Source organism: Collimonas silvisoli (assembly GCF_018305005.1).
In the GTDB taxonomy this organism is placed as follows: Bacteria; Pseudomonadota; Gammaproteobacteria; order Burkholderiales; family Burkholderiaceae_D; genus Collimonas; species Collimonas silvisoli.
The window spans coordinates 13845-33759 of the sequence record NZ_JAGQEG010000064.1 but is presented as its reverse complement, the minus strand read 5'-3'; the positions used below and the strand labels follow the sequence as shown (position 1 = coordinate 33759).

General features: G+C 57.7%; 17 protein-coding genes. 12 read left to right on the top strand and 5 right to left on the bottom strand.

All coding sequences use genetic code 11. The features are described 5' to 3' along the window. Positions 1 to 318: 318 nt before the first annotated feature. The 11 genes from KHU33_RS17235 to KHU33_RS17185 all read left to right on the top strand — a co-directional run bounded on the left by KHU33_RS17235 (position 319) and on the right by KHU33_RS17185 (position 15588). Positions 319 to 2073 carry an ABC transporter substrate-binding protein gene (locus KHU33_RS17235; protein ID WP_230414342.1) on the top strand — a complete coding sequence of 585 codons (1755 nt, stop codon included), beginning with the start codon at positions 319 to 321 and terminating at the stop codon, positions 2071 to 2073. A gap of 367 nt (positions 2074 to 2440) precedes the next feature. Next, positions 2441 to 4198, top strand: a complete 1758-nt coding sequence (locus KHU33_RS17230) for an ABC transporter substrate-binding protein (protein WP_230414341.1) — start codon at positions 2441 to 2443, stop codon at positions 4196 to 4198. Positions 4199 to 4298: 100 nt separating this feature from the next. Then, positions 4299 to 6101: an ABC transporter substrate-binding protein gene (locus tag KHU33_RS17225; protein WP_211465118.1), complete on the top strand. Its 1803-nt coding sequence runs from the start codon at positions 4299 to 4301 to the stop codon at positions 6099 to 6101. An 88-nt stretch (positions 6102 to 6189) separates the two neighbouring features. Next, complete coding sequence (locus tag KHU33_RS17220; RefSeq protein ID WP_230414340.1) at positions 6190 to 8205, top strand: M3 family metallopeptidase; 2016 nt, start codon at positions 6190 to 6192, stop codon at positions 8203 to 8205. 19 nt (positions 8206 to 8224) lie between these two features. Then, entirely contained in the window at positions 8225 to 9163 is a 939-nt protein-coding gene (locus tag KHU33_RS17215; protein WP_211465114.1) for an ABC transporter permease, read from the top strand. Between the two features lie 8 nt (positions 9164 to 9171). Continuing rightward, positions 9172 to 10353: an ABC transporter permease gene (locus KHU33_RS17210; RefSeq protein WP_268907128.1), complete on the top strand. Its 1182-nt coding sequence runs from the start codon at positions 9172 to 9174 to the stop codon at positions 10351 to 10353. Between the two features lie 8 nt (positions 10354 to 10361). Further along, entirely contained in the window at positions 10362 to 12086 is a 1725-nt protein-coding gene (locus tag KHU33_RS17205; protein ID WP_211465112.1) for an ABC transporter ATP-binding protein, read from the top strand. Positions 12087 to 12338: 252 nt separating this feature from the next. After that, a complete protein-coding gene (locus KHU33_RS17200) occupies positions 12339 to 13583 on the top strand; it encodes an MFS transporter (RefSeq protein WP_211465111.1) in 1245 nt (414 codons plus the stop codon). A 66-nt stretch (positions 13584 to 13649) separates the two neighbouring features. Continuing rightward, positions 13650 to 14258, top strand: coding sequence for a LysE family translocator (locus tag KHU33_RS17195; protein WP_211465110.1), 609 nt, complete (start codon positions 13650 to 13652; stop codon positions 14256 to 14258). Positions 14259 to 14286: 28 nt separating this feature from the next. Then, positions 14287 to 15255: an AraC family transcriptional regulator gene (locus tag KHU33_RS17190; protein ID WP_211465109.1), complete on the top strand. Its 969-nt coding sequence runs from the start codon at positions 14287 to 14289 to the stop codon at positions 15253 to 15255. Between the two features lie 75 nt (positions 15256 to 15330). Further along, positions 15331 to 15588 carry an ArsR family transcriptional regulator gene (locus KHU33_RS17185; protein ID WP_230414339.1) on the top strand — a complete coding sequence of 86 codons (258 nt, stop codon included), beginning with the start codon at positions 15331 to 15333 and terminating at the stop codon, positions 15586 to 15588. 21 nt (positions 15589 to 15609) lie between these two features. Here the strand turns inward: KHU33_RS17185 and KHU33_RS17180 are convergent, their stop codons facing one another. Further along, positions 15610 to 16509, bottom strand: a complete 900-nt coding sequence (locus KHU33_RS17180; RefSeq protein WP_211465108.1) for a LysR substrate-binding domain-containing protein — start codon at positions 16507 to 16509, stop codon at positions 15610 to 15612. A gap of 153 nt (positions 16510 to 16662) precedes the next feature. Between KHU33_RS17180 and KHU33_RS17175 the strand changes: the two genes are divergently transcribed. Then, entirely contained in the window at positions 16663 to 17937 is a 1275-nt protein-coding gene (locus KHU33_RS17175; protein WP_211465107.1) for an MFS transporter, read from the top strand. Between the two features lie 60 nt (positions 17938 to 17997). On the opposite strand, the gene KHU33_RS17170 is transcribed toward KHU33_RS17175, so the two are convergent. From KHU33_RS17170 to KHU33_RS17155, 4 genes are all read right to left on the bottom strand, one after another. After that, positions 17998 to 18366, bottom strand: a complete 369-nt coding sequence (locus tag KHU33_RS17170) for a c-type cytochrome (protein ID WP_211465106.1) — start codon at positions 18364 to 18366, stop codon at positions 17998 to 18000. A 43-nt stretch (positions 18367 to 18409) separates the two neighbouring features. Further along, complete coding sequence (locus tag KHU33_RS17165) at positions 18410 to 18775, bottom strand: ArsR/SmtB family transcription factor (RefSeq protein ID WP_211465105.1); 366 nt, start codon at positions 18773 to 18775, stop codon at positions 18410 to 18412. After that, positions 18759 to 19220 (bottom strand): SRPBCC family protein, encoded by a 462-nt coding sequence (locus KHU33_RS17160; protein WP_211465103.1) that lies wholly within the window; start codon positions 19218 to 19220, stop codon positions 18759 to 18761. Before KHU33_RS17160 ends, KHU33_RS17165 begins: the two co-directional genes overlap by 17 nt. A gap of 228 nt (positions 19221 to 19448) precedes the next feature. Further along, complete coding sequence (locus tag KHU33_RS17155; protein ID WP_211465101.1) at positions 19449 to 19895, bottom strand: Lrp/AsnC family transcriptional regulator; 447 nt, start codon at positions 19893 to 19895, stop codon at positions 19449 to 19451. Positions 19896 to 19915: the final 20 nt, after the last annotated feature.

Sequence of the window (19915 nt, the reverse complement as noted above, 5' to 3'; positions counted from 1 at the left end):
CAAAAATATTTCCGCATATCCATATAAGCAAAAAACATGCCACATAAAGCAATGCAGCTAAAATAGTGTATCCTAAAAAAAATAAAACATCATTTAATTTCAGTAACACCGGCGATACTGTTGCTTATATACGCCAAATAACAAATACGCATACGGGTATGCAAAAAAATGCATAGTTCTGTTTAACGGCGAAAGTACGCCATTTCTTGCTTAAAAGAAGAAGCAATAAATACTAATTAAATAGTAAAAAGATAATAAAAGAAAATCAAAACCATGCGGAACTTTAAACAACTTAAAGCATCGTGCATTGCACCAATAATGCTCATTTTCAGTATCGCAAGTGCAATATTTCCGGCGCATGCAGGCAATAACCCGGCCGATCCGTCCAAAGTGGTGCGTGCCGCCTTCGAGGCAGCGGACGATGGTTTCGATCCGGTGCGCACCGTTAACGTCTATTCCAACTGGGTAGCTGAAGCGATTTTTGAACGCCTGCTGACTTATGACTACCTGGCGCGCCCCGCCAAACTGGTGCCTGGAACTGCAGAGGCCATGCCAGAGGTGAGCGATGGCGGCAAAACCTATGTTTTCCATATCAAGAAGGGGATTTATTTCGCCCCCGATCCCGCTTTCAAAGGGGTGCGCCGCGAACTGACTGCCCAGGACTACGCCTACACCTTCAAACGTTTTCTCGATCCCAAGAACCGCTCGCCGTCGGCCAACGTCTTGCAAGGCAAGATCGCCGGCATGGATGAATTGATCGCCAAGGCACAGAAAACCGGCCGCTTCGATTACGACGCGCCGCTGGCGGGCCTGCAAACTCCTGATCGCTATACCCTGCGGATAACGCTCAATGCACCCGACTACAATTTCCTGTACATCATGGGATTCACCGCCTTCGGCGCGCAAGCACGCGAAGTGGTCGACGCCTACGGCGACCAGAGCGGCGCCCACCCGGTCGGCAGCGGCGCCTATATGCTGCAGAAATACGTACCGCGCAGCAAAATCGTGCTGGTCGCCAATCCGGAATACCGCGGCTATACATGGGAATTCAAATCGTCCGGCAGCGCCTGGGACGATCAGCTGGTGCACGATATGAAGGGCAAGAAGATGCCGCAGGTCGGCCGGGTCGAAATCAGCATCATCGAGGAAGAGCAATCGCGCTGGCTGGCTTTTCAAGGCAAGCAAATTGACCTTGACTACTTGCCCCAAGCGGCAGCTCCAACGGTGCTGGACGGAAAAAAACTGAAGCAACCCTTCCTCGATCAAGGCATCCGCCTGGATACCGTCGCAGAAGCAGGCGTGGTCTATACCTTCCTGAACTTCAAAGATCCTGTCATCGGCGGCGGCAGCCTGGAGAAAAACGCCCTGCGGCGCGCAATCGCCATGTCTTACAACGTCCAGGATGAGATATCTCAGGTCCGTCTCGGCTTGGCAGTGAAAGCAGAAATGCCGATCCCGGAAGGCGTGGCTGGCCATGACCCCAACTACCGCAGCAGCATCGCCTACGACCCCGCGCTGGCAAACAAATTGCTTGATCGCTTTGGTTATAAACGCGGGGCCGATGGCTACCGCACCCTCCCCGACGGCCAGCCGCTGACTCTGAAAATAGCCACCGAAGCAAGCGCGATCAACGTGGTTTTCTCGGAAATATGGAAGCGCGGGCTCGACAAAGTCGGTATTCGCTCCGATTTCCGGGTAAGCAATTTTGCCGACAACCTGAAGGCCGCGACCGAATGCAAACTGATGATGTGGAACGGCTCTTGGACCGCGGACTACCCGGAAGGCGATAATTTCATGCAACTGCTGTATGGCCCCAACGTGGGGCAAGGCAACAACGGCTGCTATAGCTCTCCTGCCTTCGATGCTCTCTATGTCAAGGCCAAGGCGTTGCCGCCGGGCCCGGAACGCAATCAGTTATATATCGAGATGAGCCGCCAGATGGAAGCCGATACCGCCTGGGTACTCACCGTGCAGCGCCTGCGCAACTGGCTGGTCCGGCCATGGATCAAAGGCTTCAAGCGCCATCCTATCCTGCAGGCCGACTGGCAGTATCTCGATGTTGAAAAACATTAGGCGCTTATTTATATGCTCATCTATCTTTTTGCGCGGGATTCTGTAGTATGCCGCCTTAACCTGGAACAGACGGCTGCCATCAGCCGCAAAATCACATACAACAGGAGACAAACTGCATGTACAGGTAAGCACTTAGACAGAATAAGTGGTCAAGATCCATTATTATTGAATTACCAAGTAACAAGGTATTGATCGCGCATTCGCTTACCGGCGGAGTAGCGCGATGTCATCGGAGATGACACTATTTTGAGCAAGAGATAAGCCATCTTAAGCACATATAGAAAATAACCACCTGCTCAAAAGGCAAAAGAAAATGCATCGAAAAATGTCGAATTCAGTCAGATTCAAAAAAATATTGCTAGCGCAAATGCTCGCCCTTGCAGCATTTGCGGGCAGCGCCACCAGCGTTCATGCCGACACCAATCCGGCCGATCCAGCCAAGGTAATACTCACCGCTTTCGAAGCGGCGGACGATGGCTTCGATATGGTCCGCACCGCCAATTTCTATTCCGGCTGGGTCAGCGAGGTTATCTTCGAAACCTTGCTTAGCTATGACTATCTGGCGCGTCCAGCCAAAGTTGCGCCGAAAACCGCAGAAGCGATGCCGGAAATCAGCGAGGATGGCAAGACATATACCTTCCATCTCAAAAAAGGGATTTACTTCTCGCCCGATCCGGTTTTCAAGGGTGTACGCAGGGAACTGACCGCCCAGGACTACATTTACACCTTCAAACGTTTTCTCGACCCAAAAAACCGCTCGCCGTCGGCCAGTTTCCTGGCCGGTAAAATTGTCGGTCTCGACGACCTGGCCGAGCAAGCAGGGAAAAGCGGCCACTTCGATTACGACACGCCTATAGCCGGTTTGCAGGCGCCCGACCGCTACACGCTGCGCGTCACCCTGAACGCCAAAGACTACAACTTCCTGAATGTCGTCGCCTATCCGGCTTTCGGCGCTGTTGCGCGCGAAGTCATCGACGCCTACGGTCAGCAAAGCGGACAGCATCCTGTCGGCACCGGCCCTTACATGCTGCAAAAGTACGTCCCACGCAGCAAAATCAGCCTGGTTGCCAATCCAGAGTACCGCGGCTACGTCTGGGATTTCAAGCCCTCCAACGATGCCATCGACAAGCAAATCGTCAAAGACATGCAGGGCAAGAAAATGCCGCAAGTCGGCCGCGTCGAGATCAGCATCATCGAAGAAAATCAGTCACGCTGGCTGGCATTCCAGGGCAAGCAGATTGATTTCGACAAGATACCGGAAACGGCAGCCCCGACCGTACTGGACGGCGACAAACTGAAACCCGAATTTACCGAGCAAGGGATACAGTTGCAGCGTGTCGTCGATGCCGGCATCACATACACTGTCTTGAACATGCAAGATCCGACCATAGGCGGCTACAGCAACGACAAAATTGCGCTGCGGCGGGCCATCGCGATGTCATACAACAACAAGGAAGAGGCAAATTTATTGCGCAATGGCCAGGCCATCACGCTGGAAACGCTGATCCCGCCGGGGGTCGGAGGCTATGATTCTTCGTATCGCAGCAGCATCGGTTACGACCCGGTATTGGCCAACAAGCTACTCGACCATTTCGGCTACAAACGCGGCGTCGACGGCTATCGCAACATGCCGGACGGCGCACCGTTGCTACTGAAATATACGAGCAATCAGGGCAGCATTTCACAAGAACAGTCAGAACTCTGGAAGCGCGGATTAGATTTGATCGGCGTCAGGACCAAATTCATTGTCAGCAATTTTGCCGATAACCTGAAAGCCGCCACCTCATGCGAATTGATGATGTGGGGTGCGGCCTGGAATGCCGACTACCCGGAAGCCGAGAATTTCCTGCAATTGCTGTACGGCCCGAACTCCGGCCACGGCAACCACGGCTGCTATAAATCGCCAGCCTTTGACGCCCTCTATGCCAAGGCCATGGCACTGCCTCTCGGCCCCGAGCGCAATCAGATCTACCTGCAAATGAATCGACAATTCGAAGCCGACACTGCCTGGGCTCTGAACACCACCAGAATCCGCAACTGGCTGGTACGGCCATGGGTCAAGGGCTTCAAAAAACACCCGATCCTGCACGCTGAGTGGCAGTACATCGATGTCGAAAAACACTAATTCACCGCATATGCAGTAATAAGACACCGTGCTCCGGCAAGCAGATGAAGCCTGCCGCAGCGCCAATTTAGCTAGAGATATATAGAAGGAGGCAAATGGTATGAACTCGCTTTGGTTACGCGGGATTTTGGTTGCGTGTTTGGCGTGCGCCCTGCCGATGAAAGCATCGGCAGCGGCAGCGCCAATTTCCCCAGCTGATCCCGAAAAAGTATTGCGCTATGTATTTCCTGCGCCGGAAACCGGTTTCGATCCGGCCATAACGCGGGATTTGTATTCGGCATTGGTTGTTCAATCTGTTTTCCAGACTTTGTTCACCTACGACTATCTGGCAAGGCCGGCCAAGCTGGTACCGCTGACGGCGGAATCCTTGCCGGAAGTCTCGGCCGATGGCATGACCTATACAATCCATCTAAAAAAAGGGATTTACTTCGCCAACGACCCTGCCTTCAACGGCAAAAAGCGCGAATTGACGATGGCCGATTATGTCTACTCCTACATGCGGCTGTTCGACCCCAAGCTGGCGTCGCCACATACCTGGCTGCTGGAAGGCAAAGTCGTCGGACTGGATGAACTGGCGGAACAGGCGAAGAAAACCGGCCATTTCGATTACGACGCCAAGGTCGCCGGATTTGAATTACTGGATCGCTACACCTTACGCATCCACTTGAAACAATCCGACTTTAATCTCGGCATGATCCTAGCGCATGAGCCGACCAGTGCCATGGCGCGTGAAGTGATTGAAAAATACCGCGATGCACAAGGCCAGGTGATGGCCAATCCGGTCGGTACTGGCCCCTATCTGCTGACCAACTGGGTCCGTGGCGCGCGCATGACATTAACCGCGAATCCTGACTTTCCCGGCTTCATCTGGGATTTCAAGGCCGGCAGCGATCCGGAAGACCAGCAAATCGTCGCCAAGCTGAAAGGCAAGCGCATGCCGCAAATCGGCCGTATCGAAATCAGCGTGATGGTGGAAGACCAGTCGCGTTTGCTGGCATTCGAAGGCGATGAAGTGGATATCACCGAATTGCAAGGGCCACTGGCTCCACAAGCAATGTCCGGCGGCAAACTGAAACCGGAGTTCACAAAAAAAGGCGTGCAACTGTCGCGTATCGTCGATCCAGAAATCAGCTATTACTACTGGAACATGAAAGATCCTGTGTTGGGCGGCTTAAGCAAGGAAAAGATCGCTCTGCGACGGGCGATTGCCATGGCGCACAACGTGCGCGAAGAAATCAAGGTGGTCTGGAACGACGAAGCGATCCCGCTTGAATACCCTATCCCGCCAGGTATTGTAGGGCACGATCCGGATTACAAAAGCAGCCTTCAGTATGAACCGGAGGTCGCCAACGCCCTGCTCGACAAGTTCGGTTACAAAATAGGCAAAGATGGCTGGCGCACCCTGCCTGACGGCAAGCCGTTAATCATACGGTACTCCGCCAGAGCCGACTCCAACGGCCAGCAGCAATCGGAAATGTGGAAAAAAACCTACGACACCATCCATATCCGCATGGTCGGCGACCTGAAAACTTTCCCGGACCTGTTGAAAGCCGAAAAGGAATGCCAGCTGCAATCGCGCACCGCGCCCTGGATTGCCGACTATCCGGACGGCGACAACTTCATGCAATTGTTCTACGGGCCAAATATCGGCCAGAACAACAATGGCTGCTCTAAGATCCCCGAATACGACGTGCTCTACGCGGCTTCCCAGAAATTGCCAAACGGCCCCGAACGCGACCTGCTGTACCACAAGATGGCGCGCATCCTGGAAGTCAATGCGCCGGCGCGCATCGGTTATGCCCGCTACCGCAACATGATTGCGCAACCACGGGTGATCGGCTTCAAAAAACACCCGATCCTACATACCGAATGGATGTATTTCGATATAGATAAAAGTAAATAAAAACACGACAGAGCGGAAAGGCCGAGCGCCTTCCGCCTGTGTTCACACTAACCACTAATTTTTACTAAGCCCATATTTGAGGAAATGCATGAAACCATCATCATTTTTCTTGCCGGTCACTACAGCGCTATTCACGCTGATGCTGAACCAGGCAGCCGCCCAAGGTACCCAACGCCCGTTGATTCCGCTATTGAAAGCGGAACAGATTCCGACCCTGTGCAAGGATACCCTAACCGGCTTACGCAAGCGCGTAGCCATGCTGGAAAAGCTACCGCCGGCACATGCCAAAGACAGCAAGAAAGTGCTGACCGAATGGAACGATCTGCAGATCGCCCTGGAAGACCTGCAAGGCCCGGTCGATATCCTCAACAACGTTTCGCCAGACGCCAAAGTCCGCAGCACCACCGAAGCCTGCCTGATTGAAACCAACAAATTCGCGACCGATCTGCTGCAAAGCGAAAAGCTGTACGCCCGTTTCAAAGCCATCCAGCCGACCGATCCGATAGAACAAAAGCTGCGCCAGGATATCCTATATAGCTTCGACGACACCGGCGTTTCCCTGCCCCCGGAAAAGCGCGCCAGGATGAAGGAAATCCTCGACAAGCTGGGTGAACTGAGCCAGGAATTCGCTCGCGACATCCGCGACAACAACCAGAAACTGACGTTCACCCCGGCCGAACTGCAAGGCATGCCGGCCGCCTATCTGGCGCGCGCCAAGCGCGACGACAAAGGCAACTACCTGCTTGGCTTCGAATACCCGGATTACAAACCGTTCATGGAATCCGCCGACAACAGCGACGCCCGCCGCCGCTATCAGATCGCGTTCACCAAACACGGTACGCCGAAGAATCTGGAGATACTGAAAGAAGCGATGAACTTGCGCCACGAAATGGCTGCACTGTTCGGCTTGCCCAGCTATGCCGATCTGGCGACCCGTCGCCGCATGGTGAAAAACCCACAAACCGTCGATAAATTCCTGGCTGAAGTACAAACCGCGGTCACCCAGCTGGAAATCAAGGAAATCGAAGAACTGCGCGTATTCAAATCGGAAACCCTGAAGACGCCGCTGGCAGACACCAAGCTGGAACGCTGGGATGCCGACTACTGGCAACAGAAGATCAAGCAAGCGCGTTACAACGTCGATCAGGAAGCCCTGCGCAAATACTTCCCTACCGACGCCGCAATCCCCTGGATCCTGCATGTCTCCAGCACCTTGTATGGGGTCGAATTCAAACGGGTCGAAGTCCCGGTCTGGCATCCTGAAGTGCAGTACTACGATGTCATCGACAGCAAGAGTAAAACCCGCATCGGCGGCATCTATCTAGACCTGTTTCCGCGTGACGGCAAATACGGCCACGCAGCCGCCTGGGGCACCCGTGGCGTCAGCACCCTGGCCCGCCGCACCCCGGTTTCAACCCTGGTGACCAACTTCGATCGCAATGGCTTGAACAGCGATGAACTGGAAACCCTGGTGCATGAATTCGGCCACGTCTTGCATGGCGTGCTGTCGAACACCAAATATGTGGCCCAGGCCGGCACCAACGTCGAGCTCGATTTTGTCGAAGCGCCATCGCAGATGTATGAAGAATGGGCGCGCCGCAAAGAGTCGCTGACCTTGCTGGCCGGCTTCTGCAAGACCGCTTGCCCAACCATCGACGACGCCCTGCTGCAACGCCTGACCGCCGCCCACAATTACGGCCGCGGCATACGCTACGCGCGCCAGCTGCTGTACGCGAGCTACGACATGACCCTCCATAACAACAAGGCCGACCGGCAACAACCGCTGGCAGTCTGGCAACAAATGGAAGGCGCAACCCCGTTGGGCTACGTGCCCGGCACCGAATTCCCGGGCCAGTTCGGCCATCTGATGGGCGGCTACGCAGCCGGCTATTATGGTTACATGTGGTCGGAAGTGCTGGCGCTGGACATGCTGTCGCGTTATAACGGAAAACTGATGAACCCGGATGTCGGCCATCTGTATCGCCAGGACATCCTGTCGCGCGGCGCTGAAAGGCCGGCCGGCGAGATGGTCAGCACCTTCCTCGGCCGCGAGCCCAACAGCAAGGCGTTCTTTGCCGAAATTTCAGGCCAGCGCCTGCAATGAGCCAGATTAAGGAAACATCATGACCGCTTATATCCTGCGCCGCCTGTGGCAAATGCTGCCGACCATGCTCGGCGTCATCGTACTGGTATTTTTCCTGTTCAACTGGGTCGGTGGCGACCCGGCCTATATCCTGGCCGGGAAGATGTCGAACCCGCAACAGATCGCCAACATCCGCACCCAGCTGGGCATCGACCAGCCGTATTACATCCAGCTGTGGATTTTCATCAAGCAGATCGTTACCTTCAACTTCGGCAATAGCTGGAGTACCGGCGAATCCGTGGCCAACGTCATCCTGACCCGCCTCGGGCCATCCATGACCGTGCTGATCCCCCTCACCATCCTGGAAACCCTGATCGCCGTGGCGCTGGCGCTGGCCGTGGCTTTCATCCGCGGCTCCAAGACCGACCGCATGGTGATGGTGGCTTGTACCGTCGGCATGTCGATCAGTATCCTGGTCTACATCATCCTGTTCCAATACTGGTTCGCCTACAAACTGAGCCTGTTCCCGGTGCAAGGCTGGGGCAACGGTTTCCTCGAAAACCTGTTTCACTACTCGGCCCTGCCGATCCTGATCATGCTGGCGGTGAGCATCGCCCCCAGCTTGCGCCTGTACCGTACTTTCGTGCTGGATGAAGTCAATCAGGACTACGTCCGCACCGCGCGCGCCAAGGGCGTCAAGGAACGCCGCATCCTGTGGGTGCACGTGTTGCGCAATGCCGCGATTCCCATCATCACCAACGTCATGTCGAACCTGCCGGCGCTGCTGATCGGCGCCTTCCTGATCGAGCGTTTCTTCTCGATTCCAGGCATAGGGCGCGAAGTGATCCTGGCGGTTGAACGCAGCGATTTCCCGGTGATCAAGGCGATCACGATTTATGTCGCCGCCGCCACCATGATATTCAACCTGTTGACCGATCTGCTGTACCAAGCGGTCGACCCACGCGTTCAACTGAAGTAGGAGCCGCCATGACACAAAGTATCCATCAGGCCCCTACCCAAGCGGCGCCTGCAACCACCACCGTAGCGCTCGCCGGCGGCCCCGCCGGCAGCCATTCTCCTGGCCTGTGGGCCTTGGCCTGGCGCCGCCTGCGCGCCGATCATGTCGCCATGGCCGCACTCGCCGTGGTCGGCCTGTATCTGGTCATGCTGGCGCTCTCGGCCAGCAACCTGATCGCCGGCGACTGGTCGAAAGAAATTGGCGTCAACTACGCGCCGCCCACCTTCATGGGCGCGCAAACCGACGCCGAGCGCGGCTTCAGCGACAACGATGCCGCCGTCGAGGCGCCGCCGGAAAATCCGGTCGATCCGCTGCGCGACATCTTGCGTGATCTACGCAAGAGCGGCACCGCAGCGCCGACACCGCCGGTGATCGCCAACGACTACGGCATCGCCGATCCGCTGGCAACAGAAATGGCTGAAATCCGTGCCGAACTGGCGAAAAAAGGCGGCAGCGCGACACTGATCCGCAAACCGACGCTGCCGTTCGGCGCCGATAAATGGGGCCACGACATCATCAAGAAAACCATCAAGGGCGCGGAAACCTCGATCATCGTCGGCCTGGTTGCAGCGCTGCTGGCGGTTACCTTGGGTACCCTCTTCGGCGCGGTATCCGGCTACTTCGGCGGCTGGATCGACGACGCTTTCAACTGGTTCTACAGCATCTTCACCTCGATCCCCTACCTGCTGCTGATCCTGGCCGTGGCCGCGGTGCTGCAGCAAAAAGGCGTGACGGCAATCGTGCTGATCCTCGGCCTGACCGGCTGGACCGGCACCTACCGCCTGATCCGCGCCGAATACATGAAGCACAAGGCACGTGAATACGTGATGGCGGCGGACGCTATCGGCGCCAGCCACTGGAGCAAGATGTTCGGCCATATTTTCCCTAACGTCAGCCATGTGTCATTGGTGCAGCTGTCGATCTCGGTGGTCGGCTTCATCAAGTCGGAAGTGATCTTGAGCTTCCTCGGTTTCGGCGTGCCGGTCGGCGTCGTATCCTGGGGCAGCATGCTGAACGAAGCACAAAACGAATTAATTCTGGGTAAGTGGTGGCAGCTGGCGGCTGCAAGTATCGCCATGGCGATCCTGGTGACGGCGTTTTCGCTGTTCACCGATGCGCTGCGCGACGCCCTTGATCCGAAGCTGAAATAGGAGACCTCATGGATTCGACCAACCACAACCATCCAGCGGACCACAGCGCGCAACCGCTGTTGCGCGTACGCGATCTGCGCGTCAGTTTCCGCACCGATAAAAAAACCATGGTGGAAACCGTCAAAGGGATTTCCTTTGATATTCCGCACAACACCACCGTCGCCCTGGTGGGCGAATCAGGCAGCGGCAAATCGGTCAGCTCGCTGGCCGTGATGGGCTTGCTGCCAAAAAACAATTCCAGCATCGCCGCCACCAGCTGCATCGAGTTCGAAGGCCGCAACCTGCTCGCCATGTCGGAAGACGAACGGCGTGACATGTGCGGCAAGGAAATCTCCATGATTTTCCAGGAGCCGATGACATCGCTCAACCCGGTGTTCACCGTCGGTTTCCAGATTGGCGAAGTGCTGAAGCTGCATATGGGCATGAACGCCAAGCAGGCGCGGGCACGCGCGATTGCATTGCTGGAGGAAGTCGGGATTCCATCGCCGGCGACCAAGATCGATGCTTATCCAAGCCAGATGTCGGGCGGCCAGCAGCAACGCGTGATGATTGCCATGGCGATCGCCTGCGAACCCAAGCTGTTGATCGCCGACGAACCGACCACCGCGCTCGACGTCACGATCCAGAAACAGATCATCGACCTGATCGAAGCCCTGCGCAAAAAGCACAAGATGTCGGTACTGTTCATCACCCATGACCTGGCGCTGGTCGGCGAAATCGCTGACGAAGTGATCGTCATGCGCCACGGCGAAGTGCGCGAAAAAGGCGATGTGCGGCAAATCTTTGAAGCGCCGCAAGACCCGTACACCAAGGCCTTGCTGATGTGCCGCCCGTCGCTCGATACCCGCCCCTGGCGCTTGCCGGTCATCAGCGACTATATGAACGGCCACCATGGCGACAACCTGGATTTGCGGGAACGCAGCCGCGGTTGCAGCGGACAAGAAGATACCTTGCTCGACGTGCGCAATCTGGGCAAGAGCTTTTATTTCCGCGAAGGCTTGTTCGGCCGCAAGGAATTCAAAGCGGTGCAGGACGTCTCATTCAAGCTGGCGCGCGGCAAGACTCTGGGCGTGGTGGGTGAATCCGGTTCCGGCAAGACCACCGTCGGCCTGACCCTGATGCGCCTGCATCAAGCCACTGCCGGACAAGCACTGTTCGAAGGCAAGGACATCATCGGCATGTCCAACCATGAGTTCATGTCTTACAAGCGGCGCATCCAGATCATCTTCCAGAACCCCTACGCTTCGCTCAATCCGCGCTTCACCATCGGCCAGATTCTGCTGGAGCCGATGCGCATCCACCAGATCGGCAGCGACGATAACGAACGTATCGAGATGGCGATGCAACTGCTGCAAAAGGTGGGCTTGCCGCCGGTCGCCTACCATCGCTATCCGCATGAATTCTCCGGCGGCCAGCGGCAGCGGATTGCGATTGCCCGCTGTCTGACCATGCGCCCGGAAATTCTGGTGTGCGATGAATCGGTATCGGCGCTGGACGTCTCGGTGCAGGCGCAAGTCTTGAATCTGCTGCAAGACTTGCAGGAAGAGTTCGGCATGAGCTACATCTTCATCTCGCACGATCTGTCGGTGGTCAAATACCTGGCCGACCAGGTGATGGTGATGCATCAGGGTAAGGTGGTGGAACTGGCCAACTCGGATGAGCTGTATCACAATCCGACCCACGCATACACCCGCCAATTGCTGAGTGCGATTCCGCGCGGTTTGCAGAACTAAAAAACGGGCAACTGCAGCAGGCAACTGCCCGTGACTTAAAAAAACGGAGTACGGCAAGCGCTGTGAAGCGCATGCCGTACTCCGTTCTCGTTTACGCCATGCGGCGCTCTCAATCAACTGCTTTGTTTGCTGTCGACCTTGCGCACCACCGTATCCGCCGGCGCCAGCAAATGACCGTCATGCGAACGCAGCTCGATTTTCTGTCATGAAAACTATCGGATTTCCAACCAGCGTGGCGGCCTGGAATTGCGCATGGCGGAAAGCGCGGTTACCGGTCAACTGCTGGCATCGCCATCATTCTTGCGCAAAGGGCTGGTGCTGCTATTTGCGGCGGCCTGCGCCTTGAGCGTGGCCAACGTCTACTATGCGCAACCCTTGCTGGATGCATTCGCGGCAGATTTCGGCTTCAGCCAGGCTTCGGTCGGCATGGTCGTTACGGCTACCCAGATCGGTTGCGCGCTGGCCTTGTTGTTTGTGGTACCTCTGGGCGATCTGATCAACCGGCGACGCCTGACCATCGCGCAACTGTTCTTGTTATGTGCTGCATTAATCGTCGTCGGCCGGGCATCGTCTGCTGCGGTTCTGCTGGCGGGCATGTTGAGCCTGGGCCTGCTCGGCACAGCCATGACGCAGGGCTTGATTGCCTATGCCGCCAGTGCGGCCGCGCCCGCCGAACGCGGCCGCGTGGTCGGCGTGGCGCAAGGCGGCGTGGTGATCGGGCTGCTGCTGGCGCGGAGCTTGGCGGGATGGGTGGCGGACCTGGGCGGCTGGCGTGCTGTCTACTTTGTGTCGGCCGCCATGACGCTGCTGATGCTGGCCGTCTTGTCGCGCGTGCTGCCTCCGCAAACAGCACCGGCCCATCGCATCTCCTATCTCAAGCTGCTGTATTCGATGTTCGCCATGCTGGCAAGTGAACGGGTGCTCCAAATCCGCGGGGTAATTGCGATGCTGATGTTTGCCGCGTTCAGCATCTTCTGGAGTGCATTGGTACTGCCTTTGAGCGCTGCGCCCTATTCTTTCTCGCATACCGCAATCGGTGCGTTCGGGCTGGTCGGCGTGCTTGGTGCACTGGCGGCTGCCCGCGCCGGGCATTGGGCCGATCGCGGCCACGGCCAACGCACTACCGGTCTGGCGCTGATACTGTTGCTGCTGTCATGGCTGGCGTTGGCGATGATGTCCTACAGCTTGTGGGCGCTGGTGCTCGGCATCGTGCTGCTGGATCTCGGCGGACAGGCAATACATGTCACCAATCAAAGCATGATTTTCCGGAGCCAGCCGGCAGCCCACAGCCGGCTGGTCGCTTGCTACATGATTTTCTATGCGGTCGGCAGCGGCCTGGGCGCGATCGCTTCGACCAGCGTCTATGCCGCCGCCGGATGGAACGGCGTTTGCCTGCTTGGCGCGGGCGTCAGCCTGCTGGCACTCGTGTTCTGGCGGCTGAGCTTGCGCTATATGCCGCAAGCATCTGTCAGCCAATCAGAAAGCAGTGGCGCATAGGGATGCCACGGACTAATATTGCGGCTAGAGCAAGGGCTCAATGCAGGATCGGACATAGGATCGGACATGGCACAATACCTCATCTTTTTACTGGCTTTTGCGGCCTCGGCAGCATTGCCCGGACCGGAAATCGCCGCCCTGCTCGCACGCTCCATTTCCGGCGGCGTCGCCAGCAGCTTGCCGCTGGCGCTCGGGATTATCGTCGGCAAGCTGTTGATGCTCACTGCCGCCGTGATCGGGCTTAGCGCTTTGCTGGCAATCCTCGGACCGGCCTTCGTTGCGCTTAAATATATCGGTGCGGCTTACCTGTTCTGGCTGGGTATCAAAAAGTGGCGCAAAGCCGGCGCCGCGCTGGCCACGGAGACTGCGGCTCCCGCCGCCAGCCTGAGCATCGAGATCGGACTAGGGCTGGCGATGACCGTCACCAATCCGCTTGCCATCGCTTTTTATATGGCGCTGCTGCCAGGCGTGATCAATGTTTCCGGAGTCACCCTGTCCAGCTACCTGATCTTGTGCGGCATCATCGTTGGCGTGATGTGCGCGGTGGTGCTCGGTTACGGCCTGGTCGGCGAGCTGGCGCGCAAGATGTTCCGTTCTTCGCGCGCCAAGGCCAACGTCGAGCGTGCCTCGGGCGCCATGATGATCGGTGTCGGCGTCATGCTGGCGACGCGCTGATCTGCCGCCATCGGATATCGAGCCAAGCATGACATCGCAAGAAAACCAGGCCGCCTACGCCAGGCGCATGCACCATGTGCTTGAGTATATCGACCGCCACCTCGATCAAACGCTTGAGCTGAGCACGCTGGCGGAAGTCGCCCATTTTTCTGCGTTTCATTTTCACCGCCTGTTCTCCGCATGGATGGGTGAAACCTTCGGCGATTATCTGCGCCGCCGCCGGCTGGAAACAGCCGCAATGCGCTTGATCGCCCAGCCGGGCGTGCTGGTGCTGGAGATTGCTCTGTCGGTAGGTTTCGGTTCGGCCGAAGCGTTTGCCCGCGCCTTCAAAGCCAGGTTCGGCTGCACCGCCACCGAGTGGCGCCGTGGGCAGGCGGATCGCTGGGCTTTCCAGCTTGAAGAAAACCGCAGCGGCACATCTGCCCAGAACAGCAATCCTGGTCAGTTGCATGGCAAGCAGGATCAGGCAAGCAAGCCGCGTCCGGGCCATCATGGAAACTCCCAAACAGCCACTATGGAGATTCCCATGAAAGTCAAAATTATCGAGCGGCAAGCAGCGAAAATCGCCTACCTGCGTTACACCGGCGCATACGGCCATCCTATCTCGCAATTCTGGGACAAGACCGTCTGTCCCTGGATGGAAACCAATAATCTGTTCGGCCGTCCCCGCTACGGTATCAGCCACGATGCCCCTGCCATCACCAGCGCCGACAAATGCCGCTACGATGCCGGCGTCGAAGTGCCTGCTGATTTTGCCGTCAGCGGCAAGGCGTTTACCACCACCATCCCCGGCGGCAGTTATGCCGTGACCCGCTATATCGGCGACGGCCGGGATATCGGCGAAACCTGGACCGGCCTGCTGCGCGACTGGCTGCCTGCCAGCGGCATGCAGCTCGATGCCCGCCCTTGCTTTGAATACTATCCGACAGACGCCACTTACGATCCGCAAAGCGGCGCATTCGAATGCGATATCTGCATCCCGGTGGTGCCGCTTTAATCTGGCTTCAACGCCCGCCGCCAGCGCCAATCCGGCCGAGGCCCACAGCACGATCTGCAAGCCAAGCTGGAACGGATGATTGGCGGCGATCTCACCGCGCTCAGGCCAACCCGCAACGGACTGGCCCGGCAATGCCTGGACTGGACCGAGCGCAGCCATCATCTGGCCGGCCCGCTCGGGGTGCAACTGATGCGTGCCTTATGCGCGGCAGGATGGCTGCGGCGCTCATCGTCGTCGCGTACGATCCAGGTCACGCCGAAGGGATGGGCCGCTTTGAAAGCACAACTCGATATCGATCAGAATTCGGCTGCGCTGATCGCTCCGCAGATGTGAAACTGAGCCGATGCAACAGCCCTATGCCGACGCAATCCTGCGGATGGTTTCGTGCACCGCTTGCAACAGCAATTCCTCCAGCCGGTTCACCGCCGGCCCCGCCATGGTTTGCGCCCGATACAAAGACAAGCCGATCTGCGGCAGCGGCGGCAAGCCGGCTTCTTGCGGATCGATGATGCGCAAGCTGGCCGGCAGGCCGATCGGCGTGCGCACGGTCAAGCCGAGCCCGGCTGCCGAGGCCGCCCACAGCGCCGCCAGGCTGGCGCTGGTGAACGCATGACGCCAGGCTATGCCGGCAGAGTCGAGCGCGTTGGAGGCGATATCGCGCAGCAGGCAAGGCGCGTCCAGCAATACCAATGACAACGGCGAATTGGCTTGCCGGTTCCAGATCGCACCATCTTGCGCCGGTCCGATCCAGCACAAAGGCAGATCGGCCACCCGTTCCGCATTCAGCGCCGGCGCACCGCCCTCCCACAGCAAAGCCAGATCGATACGGCCCAAAGTCACGCGCTCGCGCAATTCCGTACTACGCGCAACACAGACTTCGACCCGCACTTTCGGATGGGCGCGCATGAAACGGCCCAGCACATCCGACAGCAACGCTTCGCCAAAATCCTCCTGCAAACCAAGTTTCACTTCTCCTTCCAGCTCGACGCCGCGCACGGCGCTGGCGGTTTCGTCGTTGAGCTCTAGCAGGCGGCGCGCATAACCCAGCAAGGTCTGGCCGGCCTCGGTCAGCGCCAGGCCGCGCCCGGCTTTACGAAAAATCGGCGCACCGGCCTGCTCTTCGAGTTTTTTCAGCTGGGCGCTGACGGCTGAAGTGGATCGGCCCAGGCGGTCGGCGGCCTTGGCGTAGCTGCCGAGGTCGATGCCGGTGGTAAAGGTGCGCAGCACGTCCAGGTCAAAGCTGATTTGTCGCATGACGATCATCCCGTTTTTCAAAACTGTTAGTTCGAAACTATCTGATATTCAAAAGTATCGTGCAAAGCGATACTGACCGCAAGGGCTTAAAACAAGACTTGTGATCGCCGCTCTTGTTCTACCGGCTGCCCATATCGTCATAGGAGAATTTCAATGTCCCAATCTGCTGCTTTCAGCAACAATCGCCGCCATCGCTGGAAAGTGCTGGGCGTAGGCGTCGCGGCCAACGCCAGTTTTTCAGTGGCATTCAGCGGCATTCCGATAACTGCCGTCTTGATCCGCTCCGGTTACCATCTGGACAACGCCGAACTCGGCCTGGTGCTGGGTCTGATGGGCCTCGGCATCGCCATCAGCGAATTGCCCTGGGGCTTGCTGACCGATCGCTGGGGCGACCGTCCGGTGTTGTTGTCCGGTCTGGCCACCACTGCGGCGGCGCTGGCATTGATGGCCTTGTTTGTTTCTCCAACTGCCGGCCATGTGCCCGGCCTGCCGCTGCTGGCCGCCGGTTTGCTGCTGGTCGGCCTGCTCGGCGGCAGCGTCAACGGTTCCAGCGGCCGCGCGGTGATGACCTGGTTCAGAGAGGGCGAACGCGGCATGGCGATGAGCATACGCCAGACCGCGGTGCCGCTGAGCGGTGCTGCCGGCGCTTTGATTCTGCCGGCGCTTGCGGCCCATTCCGGCTTTGCCTCGGTGTATGGCGTGCTGGCCCTGTTTTGCGGCGTGACGCTGTTTTTCACCTGGCTTTGGTTATATGAACCGGCCGCAACCGATGCAGATAAAACCCATGCGACACGCAACGCGCCACTGCCGGCAACTGCGCCATTGAAGGATCGCCAGCTATGGCGCATCGTTGCTACGATCGGCATCCTGTGTGCGCCGCAGTTTGCAATACTTTCCTTCGGCAGCGTATTCCTGCACGACTTCAGCCACGCCGCCATCACCGCCGCCATGGCGGCACTGCAATGCGGCGCCATGGCGATGCGGGTATGGAGCGGCCGCTGGACCGACCGCAATCGCAACCGCCGCGAATTCCTGCGCTTCTGCACCATCTCCAGTGCGACTGCCTTTGCTGCATTGGCCGCACTGGTGGCGCTGGCCGGTCAGTTGCCGGCAGTCGGCTCAGCCATGGCGACATTGCTGATCGTTATGCTGGTGCTTACCGGCGTCTGCGTCTCAGCTTGGCACGGCGTCGCCTATACCGAACTGGCGACGATCGCAGGCGCACGCAACGCCGGCACTGCGCTCGGCATGGCGAATACCAGCGTGTTCGTGATGTGTTTCCTGATGCCGCTGGCGATCCCGCACATCCTCACACTCGGCAACTGGCCGGCTGTGTGGCTGGCGGGGAGTGTTTGTGCTCTGGTTGCTTTGCAGTTTTTTCCGAAACCTGTGCAAGCGACCATGGCTTGCCCGCAAGAGGCATTTTAATCACAGGTCCACGGCGTTATGCAGCAATGCTTATGAAGTAAAGCTTATAACGCCGTCGTTTCATTCGAAGGTATGCAGATATGCCAGCAAATTATCGATTTGCTTGTCGCCGCCGATGCCGAAGAAGCGCATTTTATTGCCGGGAACGACATCGTCAGGGGCTTTGAGGAATGCGCGCAATGTTGGTTCCGACCACACAATCCTCGAATTTTTCATCGCCGCCGAATATTTATAGTCTTTGGTTGCTGCCGCCGGCCTGCCGAAGAGAGCGTTTAGCTGCGGTCCGAAACCGCCTCTCGCGGACGCCCCTACCTGGTGACAGCTGGCGCACCTGGCAAATGCGGTTTTGCCGGCTAGAACATCGCCGGCAGCGTTCGCATTGAACGACCCAAGCATTAATACCAATGCCAGCAATATTTGCTTATTCATACTCCCCTCGGGTAAATCAAAAATCCGTCTAAAGACGACGCGCTCAATCTTCCACTGCCATCTTCAGTTTGCTCAACGCATGATCCCATTGCTGCGCGATCATTTCGAGTGAGCGCTGCGCCTGTTCCAAGTGCGTCGGCACGAACTCCCACAGGCGTTCGCGGCCGACCTTGAGATCGCGCACCAGGCCGGCGTCTGCCAATACCCGCAGGTGTTTGGTGACAGCCTGGCGCGTGATTTCCGTACCCGATGTCAGCTGCGCGATCGACACCGCGCCGCCGGCGCAGAGGACGGCGATCAGCCGCAGCCGCGTCTCATCGCCCAGCGCCGCAAAGACAGGCGCTGAATTTTGCAGCGCTGCATTCTTCAGTGCCGCCTGCTTCGATGTAGTGCTAAGACGTGGCGACATACTTCTCGATATTCCTCAACTGTTCTTCCCAGCCGCCGTCGTGCATGCGGAATGCTTCCTGGCGGCGCGCCGGCGGCACATTGTCAAACCCGGATTCAACCACCCGCAGCAAGGTGCCGTCCTCAACCGCCGTCAGTTCGAAGACGACCAGCGTGGTCGGCTCCTGCGAATAGTCGACCGCAGGGTCAACCGCATAGGGATGCCAGCGGAAAGACAGCAAACTTTCCGGCTCCATCCGTTCGATCACCGCATTCCAGACCACGTGTTCGTAACCGGGATGGGTGATCTGTCCTTGCGCCGGCTCGCCGGCGACGAAGATTTTGCCCTTCAGCGCCACCCCAACCCAGCTGCCGAATTCCTCGGCATTCGATAAAGCACGCCAGACCCGCGAGCGTGCGGCCTTGAGCACAATCTGCTTTTCAATCCGATCCGTAGTTATATTCATATGTCTCCTCCTGGATGCATATTAGCCCAAGCCGGAAAAACCGCAACCCTTAAGTTGCATTTATTTTCTCAGGCGAAAAAAAACCCGCCTGACCTTGCGGTGGCGGGTTGAATCCAAACCTTAGGAGGTGTTGGAGGAGACAGGTGTAACTATATGGCAGTGCAGCATTCATGTCTGCTTTATTATTCGCATAACAGTTATAGATAAATCACATATCTTTCAAACGAATCAGATCGGTCCCCGGTCAATCCGCTTGCTGAGAATGATCGAGGTCGATGTATGGCGCACCCCTTCCATCGCGCCGATCTGATCCAGCAAGCGGTCCAGCTCATCGGTCGATTGGCAACGCAAGGTCAGCATATAGTCGATCACGCCGCTCACCGCGCACAAGGTTTCCACCTGCGACATCTTTTGCAACTGTTGCACCAGCAGTGGTGCATTGCGGGAGTCGATCGAGATGCCGACGTAAGCGCGCACTGCCGGCTGGTATAGCTCCAGATCGAGGCGCACGCCGTAACCGGCGATCACGCCCTTGTTTTCCATCGCCGCCAGACGCGCAATCGCCGTGGTGCGGGCGATGCCGACCCGCTTGGCAATGGTGGCCATGGAGAGCCGCGCATCATCCATCAGCAGGGCCAGTATTTTGTGGTCGACTTCGTCGAGTTTCTCTCTCATTGCGACAATCCATATTTAAC